Here is a 19,656-nt window from a genome sequence, read left to right as displayed (position 1 = left end):
ACGGCCGAATTCCAATAATTCGATTTCAGGAACCCATCATGTCCACATTGAACCAAGCCCATTGCGAAGCCTGCCGCGCCGATGCCCCTCAGGTCAGCGACGAAGAACTGCCGGTACTGATCAAGCAGATTCCTGACTGGAACATTGAAGTGCGCGACAGCGTGATGCAGCTGGAAAAAGTTTTCCTGTTCAAGAACTTCAAACACGCACTGGCGTTCACCAACGCCGTCGGTGAAATCTCCGAGGCTGAAGGTCACCACCCAGGTCTGCTGACCGAGTGGGGCAAAGTCACCGTGACCTGGTGGAGCCACTCCATCAAAGGCCTGCATCGCAACGATTTCATCATGGCCGCGCGCACTGACGAAGTGGCCAAGGACGCCGAGGGCCGCAAATAATGCATTTCGACGCCATCGGACGAGTACCCGGCGACCCGATTCTCGGCCTGATGGAGGCCTATGCGCAGGACCCCAACCCGCGCAAATTCGACCTCGGCGTGGGCGTCTATAAAGATGCCCAGGGCCTGACACCGATCCCCCAGTCCGTGAAGCTCGCCGAGCAACGTCTGGTAGATCGTCAGACCACCAAGACCTACATCGGTGGCCACGGTGAACCGGCGTTCGGCAAAGCCATCGTTGAATTGGTGCTGGGTGCCGATTCCCCGCTGATCGCCGAACAACGGGCCGGCGCGACCCAAACACCGGGTGGCACTGGCGCGCTACGCTTGAGTGCCGACTTTATCGCCCAGTGTCTGCCGGGGCGTGGCGTGTGGCTGAGCAACCCGACCTGGCCGATCCACGAAACCATCTTCGCGGCAGCCGGAGTCAAGGTCAGTCATTACCCGTATGTTGGCAGCGATAACCGTCTCGACGTCGAAGCGATGCTTGCAGTGCTCAATGAAGCGCCGAAGGGCGATGTGGTGCTGCTGCACGCCTGCTGCCATAACCCGACCGGGTTCGATCTGTCCCACGACGATTGGCGCCGGGTGCTGGACGTGATGCGCAGTCGCGATTTGGTGCCGCTGATCGACTTCGCCTACCAGGGCTTCGGCGATGGCCTGGAACAGGACGCCTGGTCGACCCGGTTGTTCGCTGCCGCGTTACCGGAAGTGCTGATCACCAGTTCCTGCTCGAAGAACTTCGGCCTCTACCGCGACCGCACCGGCGCGCTGATTGTCTGCGCGAAAACCGCTGACAAGCTGGTGGATATCCGCAGCCAACTGGCCAACATCGCCCGCAACCTGTGGTCGACACCACCGGATCACGGCGCTGCGGTGGTAGCGACCATCCTCGGTGACCCCGAGCTGAAAAGCCTTTGGACCGACGAAGTGGAAGCCATGCGTTTGCGTATCGCCCAACTGCGTAGCGGTTTGGTTGAAGCGCTTGAACCTCATGGTTTGCGCGAACGCTTTGCGCACATCGGCGTGCAGCGCGGGATGTTTTCCTACACCGGTTTGACGCCGGACCAGGTCAAACAACTGCGCGATCATCACAGCGTTTACATGGTGGGCACTGGCCGGGCCAACGTCGCCGGAATCGACGCAACCCGGCTGGACCTGCTGGCCGAGGCGATCGCCGAAGTCTGCAAATAACTCAAGCCCTGCAAAGCCCCTCCCCCTGTGGGAGTGAGCCTGCTCGCGATAGCGGAAAGTCAGTCGATACATCTGTTGACTGACACACCGCTATCGCGAGCAGGCTCACTCCCACAATTGTTTTGTGGTGCTGCTACTAACCTGTCTAGACAATCCCATCCGTCGCAACAATTAGATATAAAAGTCTTTTTGTCATTTCTTCTGCTGTATCCTCCCCAAGCTTTTTAAAAGCGCGGATCTACCAGATCTATCAACAGACTTTGCGAGGAGCGCGAAACATGCACGAGATCCCTAATCTCCCCTTCCCAAGCCTGCACGAAACTGAGCAGACACCCACGCAACAAGCCGGCGCCCAACAGCCCGAGCCAAAAGAAGCCACTGAACGCCGCAAGGCCGACAGCGAAGACTGATTCACCTGCAATGCCAGACCGTGTGGAAAGCGCTAACATGCGCTTTCCACACCGCCTGAACCCTTGAGCCCCACACCATGACCGACGACTTCTCCCCTCCTTTTGATGAAGAGCTGCAGGCCAGCGTCTTGATCGGTACCACCGAGAAGATGATCGAGATCTGGAATCGCCTTTCCCCCGAGAAACGCGCCGCGCTGCTCGCCCGTTTCGGCAGCGAAGAAAACGCCCTGGCCGCCCTGGTCACCACGCACCTGGTCGCTCCCGCCAAACCCTGATTCATCCCCGCCCGGTAAATAGTTTTACTTTTTCCACGACCCGCAGCCGCTTGCGCCGCTATCATAAGCAGCCTATCTATCCTGCTTTCCCGTGGATCTTTACCCATGTCTGAAAACCAGCGCCCCCTGGCGGTCACGCTGCAAGTCGTTTCCATCGTCCTGTTCACCTTCATCGGCTACCTGAATATCGGCATTCCCCTGGCCGTATTGCCGGGCTACGTCCACAGCGACCTGGGCTTCGGCGCGGTCATCGCCGGCCTGGTGATCAGCGTGCAATACCTGGCCACCCTGCTCAGCCGCCCTTATGCCGGGAAAATCATCGACAACAAGGGCAGCAAACTCGCCGTGATGTACGGCCTCGCCGGCTGCGGTTTGAGCGGTGTGTTCATGTTGATGTCGGCCTGGACCCAGAGCCTGCCGACCTTGAGCCTGATCAGCCTGTTGATCGGCCGCCTGGTGCTCGGCAGCGCGGAAAGCCTGGTGGGCTCCGGTTCGATCGGCTGGGGCATCGGTCGGGTCGGCGCGGCGAACACTGCCAAGGTCATCTCCTGGAACGGCATCGCCAGTTATGGCGCACTGGCGGTCGGCGCACCGCTGGGCGTGCTGCTAGTCAGTCAATTAGGTTTGTGGAGCATGGGCGTGAGCATCATGTTGCTGGCCGTCCTAGGTCTGGTGCTGGCCTGGCCGAAGACCGCTGCGCCGATTGTGGTCGGTGAGCGTTTGCCGTTCATGCATGTGCTGGGGCGCGTGCTGCCACATGGTTGCGGCCTGGCGCTGGGCTCCATCGGTTTCGGCACTATCGCGACGTTCATCACGTTGTATTACGCCACGCAGCATTGGGACAACGCGGTGCTGTGCTTGAGTTTGTTCGGTGCCAGTTTCATCGGTGCACGGCTGCTGTTCGGCAACCTGATCAACCGTCTCGGCGGCTTTCGCGTGGCGATTGTCTGCCTGTCGGTGGAAACACTGGGGCTGTTGCTGCTGTGGCTGGCGCCGGACGCTCATTGGGCACTGGCCGGTGCGGCGCTAAGCGGGTTCGGTTTCTCGCTGGTGTTCCCCGCACTGGGGGTGGAAGCGGTCAATCTGGTGCCGGCCTCAAGTCGTGGCGCGGCAGTCGGGGCTTATTCGCTGTTCATCGATTTGTCGCTGGGGATTACCGGGCCGCTGGCCGGTGCGATTGCGGCAGGCTTTGGTTTTGCCTCGATCTTCCTGTTCGCTGCCCTTGCCGCCTTGGGTGGCTTGATCTTGAGCATTTACTTGCAACGGCAAAAAACGCGTCATTATTGAACAAAAAAGTCGTCAATAAAAACTGACCGCTCAGTCGCACAGGGCTGAACGGCCAATGGTATACGCCCACGCTCTCTAATCTTGAGATGCTTCGCTGCTCCTACGGCGGCAGATGACCCAAGCACTCAACCGTGCAATCGATTGATTGCAAAAGTTTCGAGAGCGTTGTTCACACTTGAAATATAAACGACCTTGCGATCAGCCTGTACAGCCAGCGCATGCACCACGACTTCTGCGCCCAACATGACCCGCCCTTCGTTACCGAACGCGCCATCCCACCCCATATCCTGTTCGATACTCGCGATGACTGTTCGCCTGTCGTTCGAATTGAGTTCAACATGGCCTGCCAACACAATGGTCGATCCTGAGTTGTACAGCTTAGCCTGCCAGACGACGGTTTGACCGATGAATGAATTATCCAAGGCGTCAGACCAACCTCGATCGCCGTAATGCGGATCCTCCAGGCCATCAACGCCTATGCGCTGAACTTTAACAAATAAATGCTGCCCGGCCGTGTTGGCACTCGTACCAATAATGTAGAGCTCTTTCTCATCCTCTCTCCACAACAGACGTGATTTGACTCCTGAGCGAGAGTCGTAATACCCATCCGTTGCAAAACTTTCATCCAGACTACCGTCAGCATTGTATCGCCCAACGAACCATTCGCCTTCCCACTGCAGACTGGAATTGGCAGCCAGCAAAACTTTTTCACCTTGTCGAATAAGATCTTCGGTTTTTGCGTGTCGGTTTTTATGGGAGATCATTACGAACCCCTTCCTCCCGAATGATTCATCCAGCACACCATCAAAAGTCACTTTCGTTAAAACCGTATATGTAAAAACGAGTTCGATGAGGGATGAAAACATAATACTGCCGTCCCCCAACACCACCATTGAAGGCGAGTAACCCAGGGCATTTGGACCTTCAATGTTCGCATTGCCAGAGGACAGCGCATCGAGCTCCTGGTTTTTCAGATCATACTCACACACCATCACACCGCCAACACCAAAAGTTGTATCCAGATGGCCATTCAAGTCGAATCTCACAGCCCCCAACCATGGCGTATAGACTTCACCCTTAGCATAAAACCCCATTACAATTTTTTTACGCTCGTCGTCGTACTGCAACGCAAAAGGCTGCCCAAATTTTAAACTTGGGAAGTAATCAGGCACTTTAATTCGGCACTTTCCCGCGGTTCCAAATGCCTCATCAATAACACCTCGTTCGTCCAGCATGATCAGGTAAGTCATTTGCAGCGATTCAGAGCTCGCGGCACACAGCATTTTACCGTCAGGAAATACATGGATCGCGCGGGGCTGCAGGAATGTGTTTTCCGGGCCGTCATATAAATAAACCTTGCCCGCCACACCAAAACTATAATCCACACTGCCACGCGTAGACGTGAGGCGCTGCTCATCGCTGGAATGATTCATTTCTACTTAATCCGTAAAATCAGGGGAAGTTCCCGAGAACATTAAACGCCATCAAAAAGATCACGTAACCTGTCAAACATGACAGTACCCAACGGACTCACGGCCTTATAACGTTATCAAACCAAAGTGTTTCGCAATACCCATCCAATGAAATGGAAATAAGGAATAAGACGGCGACCAGTCGAATCATCGCTTTGACTCGCTATCGACTCAGAAATCCACCTTGCCACGCCCGGCCTTGATGCTGCCACGCTTGTTCTTGGACTCCAACCGACGCTTCTTCGAACCGAGGGTCGGTTTGGTCGGACGACGCTTCTTTTCGACCTTGGTGGCACTGAGGATCAACTCGGTCAGCCGCTCCAGCGCATCCGCGCGATTGGCTTCCTGCGTGCGGTATTGCTGGGCCTTGATGATCAACACCCCTTCGCTGGTGATGCGACTGTCGCGCAGCGCCAGCAAGCGCTCCTTGTAGAACTCGGGCAAGGACGAGGCCGGAATGTCGAAGCGCAGGTGCATCGCGCTGGAGACCTTGTTGACGTTCTGCCCACCGGCGCCCTGGGCACGAATGGCGGTCAACTCGATCTCGGCATCCGGCAGATGCACATTGTTGGAAATCACCAGCATGGAAAAGCGTCCGTATTCAGAACGCGCAGGATACCGCGAATGGACTGAACGAATGCGGTCCCTGTAGGAGTGAGCCTGCTCGCGATGGGGTCGTTTCAGGCAACAAAGAGGTTGACTGACACACCGCTACCGCGAGCAGGCTCACTCCTACAGGGGGTTTGTGTGAAGCCTGAAAATGACAAACCCGGCACATTGGCCGGGTTTGTTGTTTCGGCATGCTGCGCTTACTTCGCGTTTGCAGCCTGCAATGCATGCCGGTCACGACGCTTATTCTTGATGCCGTAGCAAATCCACATGAACGCGACCCACACCGGAATCGCATACACCGAGATCTGAATCCCCGGAATCAACAACATCACGCCCAGAATGAACACCACGAACGCCAGGCAGATGTAGTTCCCGTACGGGTACCACAGGGCCTTGAACAGCGGCGTCTGCTTGGTTTTGTTCATGTGCTGGCGGAACTTGAAGTGCGAGAAGCTGATCATCGCCCAGTTGATCACCAGGGTGGCAACCACCAGCGACATCAACAGTTCCAGCGCGTTTTGCGGGATCAGGTAGTTCAGCAACACGGCAATCAACGTCACCGCCGCCGAAGCAAGGATCGAACGCACTGGCACGCCGCGCTTGTCGATCTTCGACAAGGCTTTCGGCGCATCGCCCTGCTCGGCCATGCCCAACAGCATGCGGCTGTTGCAGTAGGTGCCGCTGTTGTACACCGACAATGCCGCGGTCAAGACCACGAAGTTGAGGATGTGCGCAGCGGTGTCACTGCCAAGCATAGAGAACACTTGTACGAACGGGCTGCCGCTGTAGGAATCACCCGACGCGTTCAGGGTCGCCAGCAGGCTGTCCCATGGCGTCAGCGAAAGCAGGATAACCAACGCACCGATGTAGAAAATCAGGATCCGGTAGATCACCTGGTTGATGGCTTTCGGGATCACGGTTTTCGGCTTGTCGGCTTCAGCTGCGGTGAAACCGAGCATTTCCAGGCCGCCGAAGGAGAACATGATGATCGCCATGGCCATCACCAGGCCGCTGACACCATTCGGGAAGAAGCCGCCGTGGACCCACAGGTTGGTCACCGACGCTTGCGGGCCGCCGTCACCACTGACCAGCAGGTAGCTGCCGAGCGCAATCATGCCGACGATGGCCACCACCTTGATGATCGCGAACCAGAACTCGGCCTCACCAAAGACTTTGACGTTCGCCAGGTTGATCAGGTTGATCAAGACAAAGAAGCCGGCTGCCGAGACCCAGGTCGGGATGTGTGGCGCCCAGTAGTGGATGTATTTGCCGACCGCGGTCAGCTCCGACATGCCCACCAGAATGTACAGAATCCAGCAGTTCCAGCCCGACAGGAAGCCGGCGAAACCGCCCCAGTATTTATGGGCGAAGTGGCTGAAGGAACCGGCGACTGGCTCTTCGACGATCATTTCGCCGAGCTGGCGCATGATCATGAAAGCAATGAAGCCGCAGATGGCGTAGCCGAGGATCATCGACGGGCCAGCGGATTTCAGCACGCCGGCCGAGCCTAGGAACAGCCCGGTACCGATCGCGCCACCGAGGGCGATCAGTTGAATATGGCGATTTTTCAGGCCGCGTTTCAGCTCGCCTGAATGCGAGTTTTGTCCACTCATGAAAAGGGTCTCACGCAAGGTTTGATGATGTTCGTTAGACGTTGCTGCTCGGTTGCGATGTCAAGCAGCGCCGATCAAACCCCAGCGAAGGCAAAAGGAGTTCAGCGTTTTTACAACGGTCATGCGTCACCTGTTTGTTTTTATCTGTGACGAAATCGAACCCGACACGCTTGTGGCGCGGCGGAGTGAACAAGGCGGATAGCCTTGAGGTTTGCGCAGATGCGCAGGAGGTCACAGTTAAAACGCGGCGCATTGTACACCTGTAACCCCCTGCTGCCAGACACCACTGGATCAGCGTGTCATTTGCCGGGATTGCCTGTGTCCGCCTCGAGGGTCTCGGGCGGCTGCAAAATCAGAGTCAGACCTTTGCGGGTCATCGACGGGAGCGACGGAAAAATCGCCCCACGGGGAGAGATGGAGATGAGTCACGGCGTACATTGCGCCTCCTTCTTGTTATGCACCTGCACGACAGGCATGGGGCGCATCTCACCCTTCAAGGGGCTGGGAAACAAGAGGCCTGAAGCAGCCGAAGCGCTCGCCCCAGCCAGCGCATGGAAGTAATTCCTTACACTAATCAGAACCATGCGATTACAGGGGTCAAGACCGTCGAATACGTCAGCTTTCCGTTACATAGCGTAACGGTTGTTTTCCACTTCGGCATAGTGAGTGGTCCGTGAAATAATTTATTGAGTATTTCGACTACGACTTCAACTGGTGCAAGCGTTTTCAGGCATTTCGACTGGATGGACTCGTCGACAAGCCAGGACGCGAACGCAAGTCGTCGCTGCCAGTCGAGACTGTCCGTCGCGTGTTGGAACAAGTCACTTAACCCCGAATCGGTGAGCCTCGATGGAGTTGTCGGAACACGGAGCGGACTGCGGGCATTTCCCCAAGCACCGTTCATAAATTATGGGCCGCCAACGATTTGAAGCCTCACCTGACTTCCAGTGAATGGATGAACATGGTTGAACGGTTTTTCAGGTACATCACGGTCTATCTCCGCGACGGTAGATTCGCCTCTGTGCGTGAACTGGAAAGCTCCATTACAACGTTCATGGCATTACGCAATACCCAACCGACTCGATACGTTTGGAATGTAAAGGGAGAGAAGTTTCTGAATAAAATCCAACGGGCGCGGGAAGTGCTTCAAGCGGTTCAAGCGGTTCAAGACAAGTAAGTTAATTCGAAGGCACCAGACCAGAAGCCCCATCAGGCCGCGCATGAATGCGATAACGCATATCGTAAAAGGCTCTAAAAAACTGGTATTTATGACAGTACGAAGTGCGAAAACCTTATGACATATTTTACAGTAACAAACTCTAATCAAAGGAGCCTTAACATGACAATCGACAATAAAACCGAACTATTCAAGCAGCAGGTAGCACAGATCAAAAAAATCATATCCCCGTCTAAGCAGACCGGCGTGATTAAGGGTTTTATCCAGAGATCGACTTACCCTCCCGTCATTTTTGATACACAAGATGTGAACCGTAGCGATTCAGATGAAACCCTGACCATATTTGCGGTGCAATACGTCGATATTGTCTATAACGACATCACTATCAAGCTGCATAACAATAAAGATGCGCCCAGTGGGACCTACCCCATCCCTGTATCCCCTGATGGTGGGCCGTATGCCACGGTGTATTTCGGCGTTGGACAAGATGAACAATTTTATTACGCCGACGGTGGAACACTTGTTATCCAGAAACATGTATCTGGAAAAATTAACGGAAACGTAACGTTCACTGGACCATACACCTACACTGGCAGCCTCACATTTGACGTATAAATCGACGCCATCATAATTAACACTACGAAATTTCCAATATCAATGAAATCCGCAACCGGTGTGCTATGTCAGAATAAAGTCGTTTCTCATCTGAGTATGATCGTTCCCACGCTCTGCGTGGGAACGATCAGCCAACTAAAACCAGACGAAAAAAAACGCCAACCCGAGGGTTGGCGTTTTTTATGGAGCGCTTACCGATTACTCAGGCTTGCGACGACCGAAGCCTGGACGCTGGCCCGAACCGGCTGGCGCACCACGGCGTTTGCCCGATGGCGCGTCCTTGTCGACCAGGACGATGCCTGGACGCTTCTTCGCCGGTGCCTTGGCCGGGCGCTTGGTGTCGGAAGGACGATCTGCCACTGGCGTACCGCGACTCGAATCACCACGAGCCTCACCACGAGGAGCACCGCGATCGCTACGACCACCGCTTGGCGCACCACGGCCTTCGCCGCGCTCGGTGCGACCATTGGCCGGACGTGGCGTGCGTGGACCGCGCTCGCCGTCAGCACGAGGTGCTGCTGGTTTGCGGGCTGGACGCTCGCCTTCGATTTGCGGTTCACGGGAGTCACGCGGCGTAGCAGCGGTCTGGTTACCGATGGCTGGACGCAACGAACGCACGCGCTCGGTCTTGCCCATTGGACGCGACGATTTACGCTGCATGCGGTCGAGCTTGTCTTTGCTCTTGGCGTTCATCTGCGGCATGGCCACAGGCGTAAGGCCAACTTCAGCACTCAGAATGTCGACTTCGTACTGGCTCATTTCGCGCCAGCGACCCATCGGCAGGTCGGAATTGAGGAACACCGGGCCGAAACGCACGCGCTTCAGACGGCTGACCACCAGGCCCTGGGACTCCCACAGACGACGGACTTCGCGGTTGCGACCTTCCATCACCACGCAGTGGTACCAGTGGTTGAAACCTTCGCCGCCTGGCGCCTGCTTGATGTCGGTGAACTTGGCCGGGCCGTCTTCGAGGACGACGCCTGCTTTCAGACGCTCGATCATCTCGTCATCGACTTCACCACGCACACGTACCGCGTATTCACGGTCCATTTCGTAGGAAGGGTGCATCAGACGGTTGGCCAACTCACCGTCGGTGGTGAACATCAGCAGGCCGGTGGTGTTGATGTCCAGACGACCGATGTTGATCCAGCGACCTTCTTTTGGTTTCGGCATCTTGTCGAAAACGGTCGGACGACCTTCCGGATCAAGGCGGGTGCAGATTTCGCCGTCCGGCTTGTTGTACATGATCACGCGGCGTACCGACTCGGCGGCTTCTTCGCGCTTGATCACCTTGCCATCAATGGTGATGGCGTCGTGCATGTCGACGCGCTGCCCGAGGGTGGCGTCTTTGCCATTGACCTTGATGCGGCCATGACTGATCCAGGCTTCTACGTCACGGCGCGAGCCGACGCCGATACGGGCGAGGACTTTCTGCAGCTTCTCGCCTGCTGGGCCGATTTCCTGGTCGTCTTTCTGGTCTTTGATACTCATCTGGGCACCTCCCGGTGTGGTCTGTTCAGGCTTTTGCCTGAGCGATGTAAATCTGGGTACTTTTTTGAAGAGCTTGGGCAAAGGGATTGCCGAAGGGTCGCGAATCATACGCTCATGGGAGCGTTCGCGCATCAGAGACTAGTTGATTAATGGGGCGTTACCTGGATTTCCGCCGACCGGTGGCACCGAGCTTGATTAGCCGCCGCGAGGCTTCGGCAAGAACCGTGAGCTTGTCCACCTTGTCGAATTTCTTCCAGGCCCTGATCTCGCGCTTGCTGCGACCGCAGCCGAGGCAGATGTCGTCGGTGAATTTGCAGACGCTGATGCAGGGGTCTTTTGTCGAACTCATCACCATCTCCAGGAAACAACACAAATCCACTGTAGGAGTGAGCCTGCTCGCGATGAGGGCGGCACATTCAACATCTAACTGACTGACAGACCGCTATCGCGAGCAGGCTCACTCCCACAGGGGGCCGGGGTCAGTCGTCGAATTCGCGGCGTTCGGCCTCGATTGCTTCGGCAAGTGCCCGGGCTTCGGCTTCTTCGTCGGTCAACTCGGGCTCGGGTTTCGGTTTTTCCAGAGCGGCGACGGCAGCGAGGAGTTTTTCGCGAGCTTCGGCGACGCCAAGCACGTCCTCTTCAAGCTCTTCTTCCTGCTCTTCTTCGACTGTGGCTTCGGGCTCGACCTGAAGCTCAACTTCGATTTCAGGCTCAAGCTCGGGCTGATCCAGGATCTCTTCGGTCTCGGTCACCACGCTATCGCGCAGAATGTCGTCGAAATCGGTCTTGAGCCCCTCCTCCATGGTGTCCAGCTCCAGCAACAACGTGTGGAAACTGGTTTCCTCCTTCGGCTCTTCCGGCTCGGCGCTGGCGTCGGCCAACTCCTGCAATCCGGCAGGCACAGGCGCGTCGTCGAAATCGAGCACTGGATCAGGCTCCAGCTCCCGCAATTCGGCCAGCGGCGGCAAATCGTCGAGGTTTTTCAGGTTGAAGTGATCGAGAAAGGCCTTGGTGGTCGCAAACATCGCCGGTTTACCCGGCACGTCGCGGTAGCCGACGATGCGGATCCACTCGCGCTCCAGCAAGGTTTTGACGATGTGACTGTTGACCGCCACGCCCCGCACGTCTTCGATCTCGCCCCGGGTGATCGGCTGGCGATAGGCGATCAGCGCAATGGTTTCGAGCATGGCGCGGGAATAACGCTGCGGCCGCTCTTCCCACAAACGTCCTACCCACGGCGAGAACTTTTCGCGGATCTGCAAGCGATACCCGGAGGCCACTTCCTTCAACTCGAAGGCGCGGCCGTCGCAGGACTTGGCGAGAATCGTCAGGGCTTTCTTGAAGACCGGCGGCTCCGGCCGCTCGCCCTCTTCGAAGAGTTCGAACAGGCGTTCAAGCGATTGTGGTTTTCCCGAGGCCAACAGAAAGGCTTCAAGCAGTGGCGCCAGCTCGCGGGGTTCAGTCAGGTTCATGATTCAACTCGTTATTCGGCTCGGGCCCGCACGTGGATCGCTGCGAACGGCTCATTCTGCACCAGCTCGACCAAGGATTCCTTGACCAGTTCGAGAATCGCCATAAAGGTTACCACCACCCCCAGACGTCCTTCCTCAGCGGTGAACAGCTCGGCAAAGGGCACAAAACCGCCACCCTTGAGGCGCTCCAGCACATCACTCATGCGTTCGCGCGTGGACAGCGCCTCACGGCTGACCTGGTGACTTTCGAACATGTCGCCACGGCGCAACACTTCTGCCATGGACAACAACAGCTCTGAAAGACGCACGTCGGGCAACAGCTTGCGTGCCCGGGCTTCCGGGGCGTCGAGTTTGGGGACTACCACGTCACGCCCCACACGGGTCAGGCCATCGATGCCTTCAGCAGCAGCCTTGAACCGCTCGTACTCTTGCAAGCGGCGGATCAGTTCGGCGCGAGGATCGTCTTCTTCGGCCTCGATCGTTTCGGCACGCGGCAGCAGCATCCGCGATTTGATCTCGGCCAGCATCGCGGCCATGACCAGGTACTCGGCCGCCAACTCCAGGCGCACCGACTGCATCAACTCGACATAGCCCATGTACTGACGGGTGATTTCCGCCACCGGGATGTCGAGAATGTTGATGTTCTGTTTGCGGATCAGGTACAGCAGCAGGTCGAGAGGGCCTTCGAAGGCTTCGAGAAAGACCTCAAGCGCATCCGGCGGAATGTACAGGTCCAGCGGCATTTCCATGACCGCCTGGCCATAGACCATCGCGAAGGGCAGCTCTTGCTGGGCTCCGGCCTGACTGTCGACAACGGGTTCTACTGCAGACATCTACGCCTCGGCCATGAACGGCGTCGGGTCGCCGCAACCCACGCGAATCACTTCCGGCTCGCCATCGGCAAGGTTGATCACGGTGGACGCCTTGATCCCGCCGAAACCGCCGTCGATGATCAGGTCGACCTGATGCTCGAGCAACTGACGCATTTCGTAAGGATCGGTCATCGGATCGGTGTCGCCGGGCATGATCAGGGTCACGCTCATTAGCGGTTCGCCGAGTTCTTCCAGCAGCGCCAGGGCGATTGGATGGCTCGGCACGCGCAGGCCGATGGTGCGTTTTTTCGGGTGCAACAACAGCCGCGGGACTTCGCGGGTGGCGTTGAGAATAAAGGTGTAAGGGCCCGGCAGGTGAGCTTTAAGCAGGCGGAAGGTGCCGGTATCGATCTTGGCAAACAGCCCCAGTTGCGACAGGTCGCTGCAAATCAGCGCGAAGTTGTGCTTTTCGTCCAACTGTCTCAACCGGCGCACGCGTTCCACGGCATTCTTGTCGCCGATCTGGCAACCAATGGCGTAGGACGAGTCTGTGGGATAAATCACCACCCCGCCGCTGCGGATGATCTCGACAGCCTGTTTGATCAGGCGCGCTTGCGGGTTTTCCGGATGAATCTGGAAAAATTGACTCACATTCTCTACCTGTTCAGACGGCGGCAATAATTGGGTCATGTTTGAATCGACACCACAGTGGCGGCAGATCCTCCGGGAGCGGGCGGTACTCACCGATCTCGGACCAGCCTCCAGGGCCATGAAAATCACTGCCGGCGCTGACCAGCAGACCGAACTCACGGGCGAGAATCGCCAGGCTGCCCACTTGCTCGGCGGGCTGATGGCCATTGACCACTTCGATAGCGTGGCCCCCAGCTTGAATATAGTCGGCAATCAGGCGGCGACGTTTGCTGCGAGTGAAATCGTAGTGCCACGGATGCGCCAGGCTGACCCAGGCTTTCGCGGCGCGCAGGGTTTCGACCGTGTCTTCCAGGGTCGGCCAATGTTGCTTGACGTCCCCCAACTTGCCGGCGCCCAGCCATTTGCGGAACGCTTCAGCGCGGTCCTTGACGTAACCTTCACGCACCATCCAGTCGGCGAAATGCGGGCGGGCCGGCGCATTGCCGCTGTCGCCCAGTTCCTGCTGGATGGCCCGGGCGCCTTCGAGCGCGCCCGGCATGCCTTTAAGGGCCAGCTTGCGGCTGATTTCTTCGGACCGTAGCCAGCGGCCATCGTGCAATTTTGCGATGGCCTCGACCAACGGTGCGGCGTTGACGTCGAAACCATAGCCCAGCACGTGAATGGTCGCTCCGCCCCAGGTGCAGGACAATTCGACGCCATTGACCAGTTGCATCCCCAGCGCGGTCGCCGCACCGCGAGCCTCGTCGAGGCCCTCGAGGGTGTCATGATCGGTCAAGGCCAGGACTCGCACGCCTTTCTCGAACGCACGCGCAACCAGTACTGCAGGCGCGAGAGCGCCATCGGAGGCCGTGCTATGGCAGTGCAAATCAACATTCACAGGACTTTTTTACCTCAAATCAGCTGGCGCTATCGCGCGCCCATATGTTTGTTATTATGCCGCCACATCCTGCTTCTGGCTGCCACTGTGAAACAATTCATCGATTTCATCCCGCTTCTGCTGTTCTTCATCGTCTTCAAACTCGATCCACGGGTCGTCGACATTGCCGGTCATGAGGTAACTGTAGGCGGCATTTACAGCGCCACCGCCATGCTGATCATCAGCTCCCTGGTGGTTTACGGCACGCTGTTCATCAAGCAGCGCAAGCTCGAGAAGAGCCAGTGGCTGACCCTCATCGCCTGCCTGGTCTTCGGCAGCCTGACCCTGGCGTTCCACAGCGAAACCTTCCTGAAATGGAAAGCCCCGGTGGTGAACTGGCTGTTCGCCCTGGCGTTCATTGGCAGCCACTTCATCGGTGAACAACTGCTGATCAAACGCATCATGGGCCACGCGCTGACCCTGCCGGAGCCGGTCTGGACCCGTCTGAACATCGCCTGGATCGGTTTTTTCCTGTTTTGCGGTGCCGCCAACCTGTTCGTCGCGTTCACCTTTCAGGACTACTGGGTTGACTTCAAAGTCTTCGGCAGCCTGGGCATGACGCTGCTGTTCCTGGTCGCCCAGGGCATTTACCTGTCCCGCCACCTGCACGACGCCGATACCACAACGCCAAAAACCGAGGACTGACATGCTTTACGCAATCATTGCCACAGACGTCGCCAACTCCCTGGAAGCTCGCCTGGCCGCACGGCCTGCACACCTTGAGCGCCTGCAAGTGCTCAAAGGTGAAGGTCGCATCGTTTTGGCCGGTCCACACCCGGCGGTCGACAGCAATGATCCGGGCGCTGCGGGTTTCACCGGCAGCCTGATCGTCGCCGAATTCGATTCCCTGAGCGCCGCCCAGGCCTGGGCCGACGCCGATCCGTATATCGCCGCAGGCGTCTACGCCAACGTTTCGGTCAAGCCGTTCAAGCAAGTCCTGCCGTAATATCCCTCCAGCGCGATGAACCATATCGGTTCATCGCGCTCTCAACGCTCATTATTCTCGTTTACCGGCCGACAACCTGCCCAATACTCGTATTGGAATCAGGAGTGGCGATGCGCAAAGGTCCGTTGTGTCTGATGTTGGTGACGTTGTCGATTGTGGCCCCTGCCCACGGTGAAGAAAGCGCCGAGGGCGGTAATTCCACACCGCTGTCCCTGAGCGCCGGCAGCCAGATCACCGAGTTGCAACAGCGCTTGAAGGCAAGCGAACAGCAACGAGAAATACTGAGCAAACAATTGCAAAATACCGATGCCGAACGCGAAAGCGCCCAGCTGAGCCGGTTGCGCCAAGAGAATCAGCGCCTCAAGCTGCAACTCAAGGAAGCCCAGGCCAGCAGCCCGCTGCCGCGTCTATTGACCGATCAGCAACAGTGGTTCGTCATCGGCGCCGCAGTAGCGCTATTGGCGCTGCTCTGCGGTATCTTCGCCAGTGGCGCCACCAGAAAACGTAGGCAATGGCTAAATTGAGTGAGTCATGAGCGAGCTGTTATTAATTGATGATGACCAGGAGCTGTGTGAGCTCCTGAGCAGTTGGTTGAGCCAGGAAGGCTTCCACGTCCGCGCCTGCCACGATGGTCTGAGCGCCCGTCGCGCACTGGTCGAAACATCGCCGGCAGCCGTGGTACTGGACGTGATGCTGCCGGACGGCAGCGGCCTGGAACTGCTCAAGCAATTGCGCAGCGATCACCCGGACTTGCCGGTGCTGATGCTCTCTGCCCGCGGCGAGCCGCTGGACCGTATCCTCGGCCTGGAACTCGGCGCCGACGATTACCTGGCCAAACCGTGCGACCCACGGGAACTGACAGCCCGTCTGCGCGCCGTGTTGCGCCGCAGTCATCCGGCTGCAGTCTCCAGTCAGCTGGAACTGGGCGACCTGTGTTTCAGCCCGGTGCGCGGCGTGGTCAGCATCGATGAACAGGAATTCACCCTCACCGTCTCCGAAAGCCGCTTGCTCGAAGCCCTGCTCAAGCAACCCGGCGAGCCGCTGGACAAACAGGAACTGGCGCAAATCGCCCTCGGCCGCAAACTGACGCTGTACGACCGCAGCCTGGACATGCACGTCAGCAACCTGCGCAAAAAGATCGGCCCGCACCCCGACGGCCGCCCACGCATCGTGGCCCTGCGTAGCCGCGGCTATTACTACAGCCTATAAAGTCCACACGATCTGTTTTTCTAGCAGCTGTCGAGCCCCAGCGAGGCTGCGTTCGGCGAAAGTGTTGGATTTGTCAGGAAGGTCCAGATTCGTCTTTACCTAAGCTTTACGCTCCGCTGACTGCCGCTGACCTTGATCTCCGTAATCTGTACTCATCCGGAACGTACCGGGAACGAGACAAGGAGATTCACCATGCGCAAGACTCTTATCGCTCTGATGTTCGCTGCCGCCCTGCCAACCGTTGCCATGGCCATGCCTGAAGGTGCCGGCCCAATGGGTGGCCCGATGGACGGCTCACGCCATGGCGGTCAGATGCACGGCATGCACGGCAAAGGCCCGTACAGCCAGCTGGACCTGAGCCGCGAACAGCGCGAGCAGATCCGCAAAATCATGGGCGAGCAGATGCATGAGCGTCAGCAAGTGGTCGACAAGTACCTGGAAAAACTCTCGCCAGCCGACCAGAAAGCCATGAAAGATGAAATGGCGGCCAACCACAAGAAAGCTGAAGCCGACGTGCGCGCCCTGCTGAAACCGGATCAACAGAAGAAATTCGACGAGATCCAGAAAAAACAGGCTGAGCGTCGCGCCGAATGGGCCGAGTTCAAGGCCTGGAAAGCGCAACAGCCGCAAAAGGCGCAATAATGTTCTAGCGTCATATCACAGCCCAACGGTTAATCGCCGTTGGGCTTTCTTTGCTTGAGGATTTTCTGTGCGCTCATTGTTCTGGCGTATTCTGGCCAGCTTCTGGTTGGCCATCGCTCTGGTTGCAGGGCTTTCCATTCTGCTGGGGCACATGCTCAACCAGGACGCGTGGATTCTCAGTCGCCACCCGGGCCTCAACACCTTGGCCGAGCAGTGGACGCAAACCTACGAGTCACAGGGTGAAGACGCGGCCCAGGACATTCTGGAACAGCGCAAGCGCCAGTATCACATCGACGTTCAAGTACTCAACGAGAGTGGCGATCCGGTGGTGCGCGGTACTTTCCCACGCAGGGCGGCGGCCTTCGAAGCGCGGCAGAACAACGATGATCGCCGCCTGCCGTGGCGTCGTTTGACGGCGGAGTACACCAGCGAAAAAACCGGTGACACCTACCTGCTGATCTACCGAATTCCGCACCCGGAACTGGACGCCTGGCACCGCGAAAGCCTGCTCTGGCCGTTGAGTGCGCTGGGTATCGCGCTGGTGGTGCTGACCTTGTTCAGCCTGTTCGTGACGATGTCCATTACTCGCCCACTCAGCCGCTTACGCGGTGCCGTGCATGATCTGGGGCAAACCACCTACCAACAAAACAGCCTGGTAAAACTGGCCAACCGGCGCGATGAGTTCGGTGTGCTGGCCAATGACTTCAACCGCATGGGCGCGCGCCTGCAAAGTTTGATTGGCAGTCAGCGACAGTTGCTGCGGGATGTGTCCCATGAACTGCGTTCACCGCTTGCCCGGCTGCGCATCGCGCTGGCACTGGCTGAGCGGGCCAACCCTGAGGAACGGGAAAAACTCTGGCCGCGCCTCACTCGGGAGTGCGACCGACTGGAAGCGCTGATCAGCGAAATCCTGGTTCTGGCGCGGGTCGATGCCGACAACGCCAGCGCGGAAGAAGTTGATCTCAATGCGCTGCTCAACACCCTGCAAAAGGATGCTCAATTGGGTTCCCCGGAGCAGAACGTGCACCTTGAGGCCGAGCCGCAGCTGAACCTTAAAGGCTGGCCGACCATGATCGAGCGCGCCGTCGACAACCTGCTGCGCAATGCTCAGCGGTTCAACCCGGTAGGGCAAGCGATTGAAATGCAGGCGGTGCGTCAGGGTGAGCGGATTGTGGTCAGTGTGCGTGACCATGGGCCGGGCGTAGAGGCTTCACATTTGAGCCAGTTGGGTGAGCCGTTCTATCGTGCGCCGGGGCAGACGGCGGCTGGACATGGTTTGGGATTGGCGATTGCGCGCCGTGCGGCGGAGCGGCATGGCGGGAGTCTGGTGCTGGCCAATCACCCGGAGGGCGGGTTTATTGCCAGCCTCGAATTGCCATTGGTGCCGGGGGCCGTGGTACAGCTCTGAAATCCACCCCTCACCCCAGCCCTCTCCCCACAGGGGAGAGGGGGAAAGGGAGCAGATCGGGGGCGTTTCATATCCTGAGTTCAACCTGATTTTTCAGGTCGATGCAGCTCCAAGAACACCTCGATCAGTCCCCTCGCCCCTCTGGGGCGGTCCGACGTTTCGGGAGGGTTAGGGTGAGGGGTGGATCTCAATGATTCACCCCTCAATCAAGAACAACACGATTCAGGCCTGACCCGGCCAGGCGCTGACAAACTCAGCCAGATCAACCTTCTCCGCCACCCGCGGTTCCTTCTGCGGCGTACCCAGGTAAAGAAACGCAATCACCTCTTCCCCTTCAGCCAGGCCCAACCCCTTGGCCACATGCGCCGAATACGCCAGTTCACCGGTACGCCACACCGCGCCAATCCCCTGCGCATAAGCCGCCAGCAAAATCCCGTGAGCCGCACAGCCCGCTGCCAGCAGTTGTTCGGACTTCGGATACTTAACGTGATCCTGCAACCGCGCGATCACCACAACCACCAGCGGTGCACGCAGTGGACCGTTACGCGCCTTGTCCAGCGCCGCCTCGGACACTTCACTGTCCTGCAGCTTCGCCGCTTCGGCCAGCAACTCGCCCATTTGCTCGCGCGCCGCGCCTTCGACTGTCAGGAAGCGCCAAGGCTGCAAGTGGCCATGGTCTGGCGCTCGCATCGCGGCGCCAAACAACACTTCGCGTTGTTCTGCGGTCGGTGCGGGTTCTATCAATCGTGGAACGGAAACACGGTTGAGCAAAGCGTCGAGAGCCTGCATCGGCCACCTCCTGAAAAAAATGTGAAGCTATTCTAGGGCCTGCCATCAATTATTGCCTGCGCCGCGTTGTTGCCTGGAAGCGGGCCAGGCAAGACGCAGTCCGCCGGGAATGGTCGTTCCCTTGCCAAGGACTGCAACGCAGCCTGGCCCGCTTCCAGGCACAACCCGAAGGGCCGGGGCGGGGGGGGGGGGGGGGGGGGGGGGGGGGGGGGGGGGGGTTTGTTTTTTGGTTGAGCCGCACGACGGCGCAGCGGCGGCGCGCACCCACCCC

The 19,656-nt window shown here is 58.1% G+C and carries 22 protein-coding genes and 1 pseudogene; 13 read left to right on the top strand and 10 right to left on the bottom strand.

Features of this window, described 5'->3' with window-relative positions:
* Nucleotides 1–38: 38 nt before the first annotated feature.
* The 5 genes from QF010_RS31430 (at nt 39) to QF010_RS31410 (ending at nt 3,560) form a co-directional block, all read left to right on the top strand.
* A complete protein-coding gene (locus tag QF010_RS31430; RefSeq protein ID WP_008030478.1) occupies nt 39–395 on the top strand; it encodes a 4a-hydroxytetrahydrobiopterin dehydratase in 357 nt (118 codons plus the stop codon).
* Nucleotides 395–1,588 (top strand): amino acid aminotransferase, encoded by a 1,194-nt coding sequence (locus QF010_RS31425; protein WP_429534614.1) that lies wholly within the window; start codon nt 395–397, stop codon nt 1,586–1,588. Before QF010_RS31430 ends, QF010_RS31425 begins: the two co-directional genes overlap by 1 nt.
* A gap of 278 nt (nt 1,589–1,866) precedes the next feature.
* The gene (locus QF010_RS31420) at nt 1,867–1,998 is read left to right on the top strand and encodes a hypothetical protein (RefSeq protein ID WP_008156098.1); all 132 of its coding nucleotides are present in this window, start codon (nt 1,867–1,869) and stop codon (nt 1,996–1,998) included.
* A 77-nt stretch (nt 1,999–2,075) separates the two neighbouring features.
* On the top strand, nt 2,076–2,273 hold the full coding sequence (locus QF010_RS31415) for a hypothetical protein (protein WP_429512318.1): 198 nt from the start codon (nt 2,076–2,078) through the stop codon (nt 2,271–2,273).
* Between the two features lie 105 nt (nt 2,274–2,378).
* Nucleotides 2,379–3,560, top strand: coding sequence for an MFS transporter (locus tag QF010_RS31410; RefSeq protein ID WP_429512316.1), 1,182 nt, complete (start codon nt 2,379–2,381; stop codon nt 3,558–3,560).
* A gap of 125 nt (nt 3,561–3,685) precedes the next feature.
* Here QF010_RS31410 and QF010_RS31405 read toward each other — a convergent pair whose 3' ends face one another.
* The 3 genes from QF010_RS31405 to QF010_RS31395 all read right to left on the bottom strand — a co-directional run bounded on the left by QF010_RS31405 (nt 3,686) and on the right by QF010_RS31395 (nt 7,257).
* Nucleotides 3,686–4,993 carry an NHL repeat-containing protein gene (locus tag QF010_RS31405; protein ID WP_033055944.1) on the bottom strand — a complete coding sequence of 436 codons (1,308 nt, stop codon included), beginning with the start codon at nt 4,991–4,993 and terminating at the stop codon, nt 3,686–3,688.
* A 210-nt stretch (nt 4,994–5,203) separates the two neighbouring features.
* Complete coding sequence (gene arfB / locus QF010_RS31400; protein WP_429512312.1) at nt 5,204–5,617, bottom strand: alternative ribosome rescue aminoacyl-tRNA hydrolase ArfB; 414 nt, start codon at nt 5,615–5,617, stop codon at nt 5,204–5,206.
* A 224-nt stretch (nt 5,618–5,841) separates the two neighbouring features.
* Nucleotides 5,842–7,257 (bottom strand): amino acid permease, encoded by a 1,416-nt coding sequence (locus QF010_RS31395; RefSeq protein WP_429512310.1) that lies wholly within the window; start codon nt 7,255–7,257, stop codon nt 5,842–5,844.
* A 712-nt stretch (nt 7,258–7,969) separates the two neighbouring features.
* Between QF010_RS31395 and QF010_RS31390 the strand changes: the two are divergent.
* Nucleotides 7,970–8,434: pseudogene (locus QF010_RS31390) on the top strand (helix-turn-helix domain-containing protein); the annotation flags it as partial.
* Between the two features lie 162 nt (nt 8,435–8,596).
* Nucleotides 8,597–9,049: a hypothetical protein gene (locus QF010_RS31385; RefSeq protein WP_033055939.1), complete on the top strand. Its 453-nt coding sequence runs from the start codon at nt 8,597–8,599 to the stop codon at nt 9,047–9,049.
* A 198-nt stretch (nt 9,050–9,247) separates the two neighbouring features.
* Here QF010_RS31385 and rluB read toward each other — a convergent pair whose 3' ends face one another.
* The 6 genes from rluB to QF010_RS31355 all read right to left on the bottom strand — a co-directional run bounded on the left by rluB (nt 9,248) and on the right by QF010_RS31355 (nt 14,352).
* The gene (gene rluB, locus QF010_RS31380; protein ID WP_033055938.1) at nt 9,248–10,540 is read right to left on the bottom strand and encodes a 23S rRNA pseudouridine(2605) synthase RluB; all 1,293 of its coding nucleotides are present in this window, start codon (nt 10,538–10,540) and stop codon (nt 9,248–9,250) included.
* Nucleotides 10,541–10,697: 157 nt separating this feature from the next.
* Nucleotides 10,698–10,889 carry a DUF1289 domain-containing protein gene (locus QF010_RS31375; protein ID WP_429512307.1) on the bottom strand — a complete coding sequence of 64 codons (192 nt, stop codon included), beginning with the start codon at nt 10,887–10,889 and terminating at the stop codon, nt 10,698–10,700.
* A gap of 130 nt (nt 10,890–11,019) precedes the next feature.
* A complete protein-coding gene (gene scpB / locus QF010_RS31370) occupies nt 11,020–12,012 on the bottom strand; it encodes an SMC-Scp complex subunit ScpB (RefSeq protein ID WP_429534613.1) in 993 nt (330 codons plus the stop codon).
* A gap of 11 nt (nt 12,013–12,023) precedes the next feature.
* Complete coding sequence (locus QF010_RS31365; RefSeq protein ID WP_033055934.1) at nt 12,024–12,845, bottom strand: segregation and condensation protein A; 822 nt, start codon at nt 12,843–12,845, stop codon at nt 12,024–12,026.
* On the bottom strand, nt 12,846–13,475 hold the full coding sequence (locus QF010_RS31360; protein WP_033056081.1) for an L-threonylcarbamoyladenylate synthase: 630 nt from the start codon (nt 13,473–13,475) through the stop codon (nt 12,846–12,848). It lies immediately after the preceding gene.
* Between the two features lie 13 nt (nt 13,476–13,488).
* Nucleotides 13,489–14,352 carry a PHP domain-containing protein gene (locus QF010_RS31355; protein ID WP_033055933.1) on the bottom strand — a complete coding sequence of 288 codons (864 nt, stop codon included), beginning with the start codon at nt 14,350–14,352 and terminating at the stop codon, nt 13,489–13,491.
* Nucleotides 14,353–14,439: 87 nt separating this feature from the next.
* On the opposite strand from QF010_RS31355, the gene QF010_RS31350 reads away from it, so the two are divergent.
* The 6 genes from QF010_RS31350 to QF010_RS31325 all read left to right on the top strand — a co-directional run bounded on the left by QF010_RS31350 (nt 14,440) and on the right by QF010_RS31325 (nt 18,596).
* Nucleotides 14,440–15,036: a septation protein A gene (locus tag QF010_RS31350; RefSeq protein WP_033055932.1), complete on the top strand. Its 597-nt coding sequence runs from the start codon at nt 14,440–14,442 to the stop codon at nt 15,034–15,036.
* 1 nt (nt 15,037) lies between these two features.
* A complete protein-coding gene (locus tag QF010_RS31345; protein WP_008156126.1) occupies nt 15,038–15,337 on the top strand; it encodes a YciI family protein in 300 nt (99 codons plus the stop codon).
* 110 nt (nt 15,338–15,447) lie between these two features.
* A complete protein-coding gene (locus tag QF010_RS31340) occupies nt 15,448–15,861 on the top strand; it encodes an SH3 domain-containing protein (RefSeq protein ID WP_033055931.1) in 414 nt (137 codons plus the stop codon).
* 7 nt (nt 15,862–15,868) lie between these two features.
* Nucleotides 15,869–16,546: a response regulator transcription factor gene (locus QF010_RS31335; RefSeq protein WP_033055929.1), complete on the top strand. Its 678-nt coding sequence runs from the start codon at nt 15,869–15,871 to the stop codon at nt 16,544–16,546.
* A gap of 192 nt (nt 16,547–16,738) precedes the next feature.
* A complete protein-coding gene (locus tag QF010_RS31330; RefSeq protein WP_033055928.1) occupies nt 16,739–17,188 on the top strand; it encodes an LTXXQ domain protein in 450 nt (149 codons plus the stop codon).
* Nucleotides 17,189–17,255: 67 nt separating this feature from the next.
* Nucleotides 17,256–18,596, top strand: coding sequence for a sensor histidine kinase (locus QF010_RS31325; protein ID WP_033055927.1), 1,341 nt, complete (start codon nt 17,256–17,258; stop codon nt 18,594–18,596).
* 222 nt (nt 18,597–18,818) lie between these two features.
* Here QF010_RS31325 and QF010_RS31320 read toward each other — a convergent pair whose 3' ends face one another.
* Nucleotides 18,819–19,385 (bottom strand): NAD(P)H nitroreductase, encoded by a 567-nt coding sequence (locus tag QF010_RS31320; protein ID WP_033055926.1) that lies wholly within the window; start codon nt 19,383–19,385, stop codon nt 18,819–18,821.
* Nucleotides 19,386–19,656: the final 271 nt, after the last annotated feature.

This window comes from Pseudomonas silensiensis (genome assembly GCF_050434865.1).
Taxonomy (GTDB): Bacteria; Pseudomonadota; Gammaproteobacteria; order Pseudomonadales; family Pseudomonadaceae; genus Aquipseudomonas; species Aquipseudomonas fluorescens_W.
This window is presented reverse-complemented; position numbering and strand designations above follow the sequence as displayed.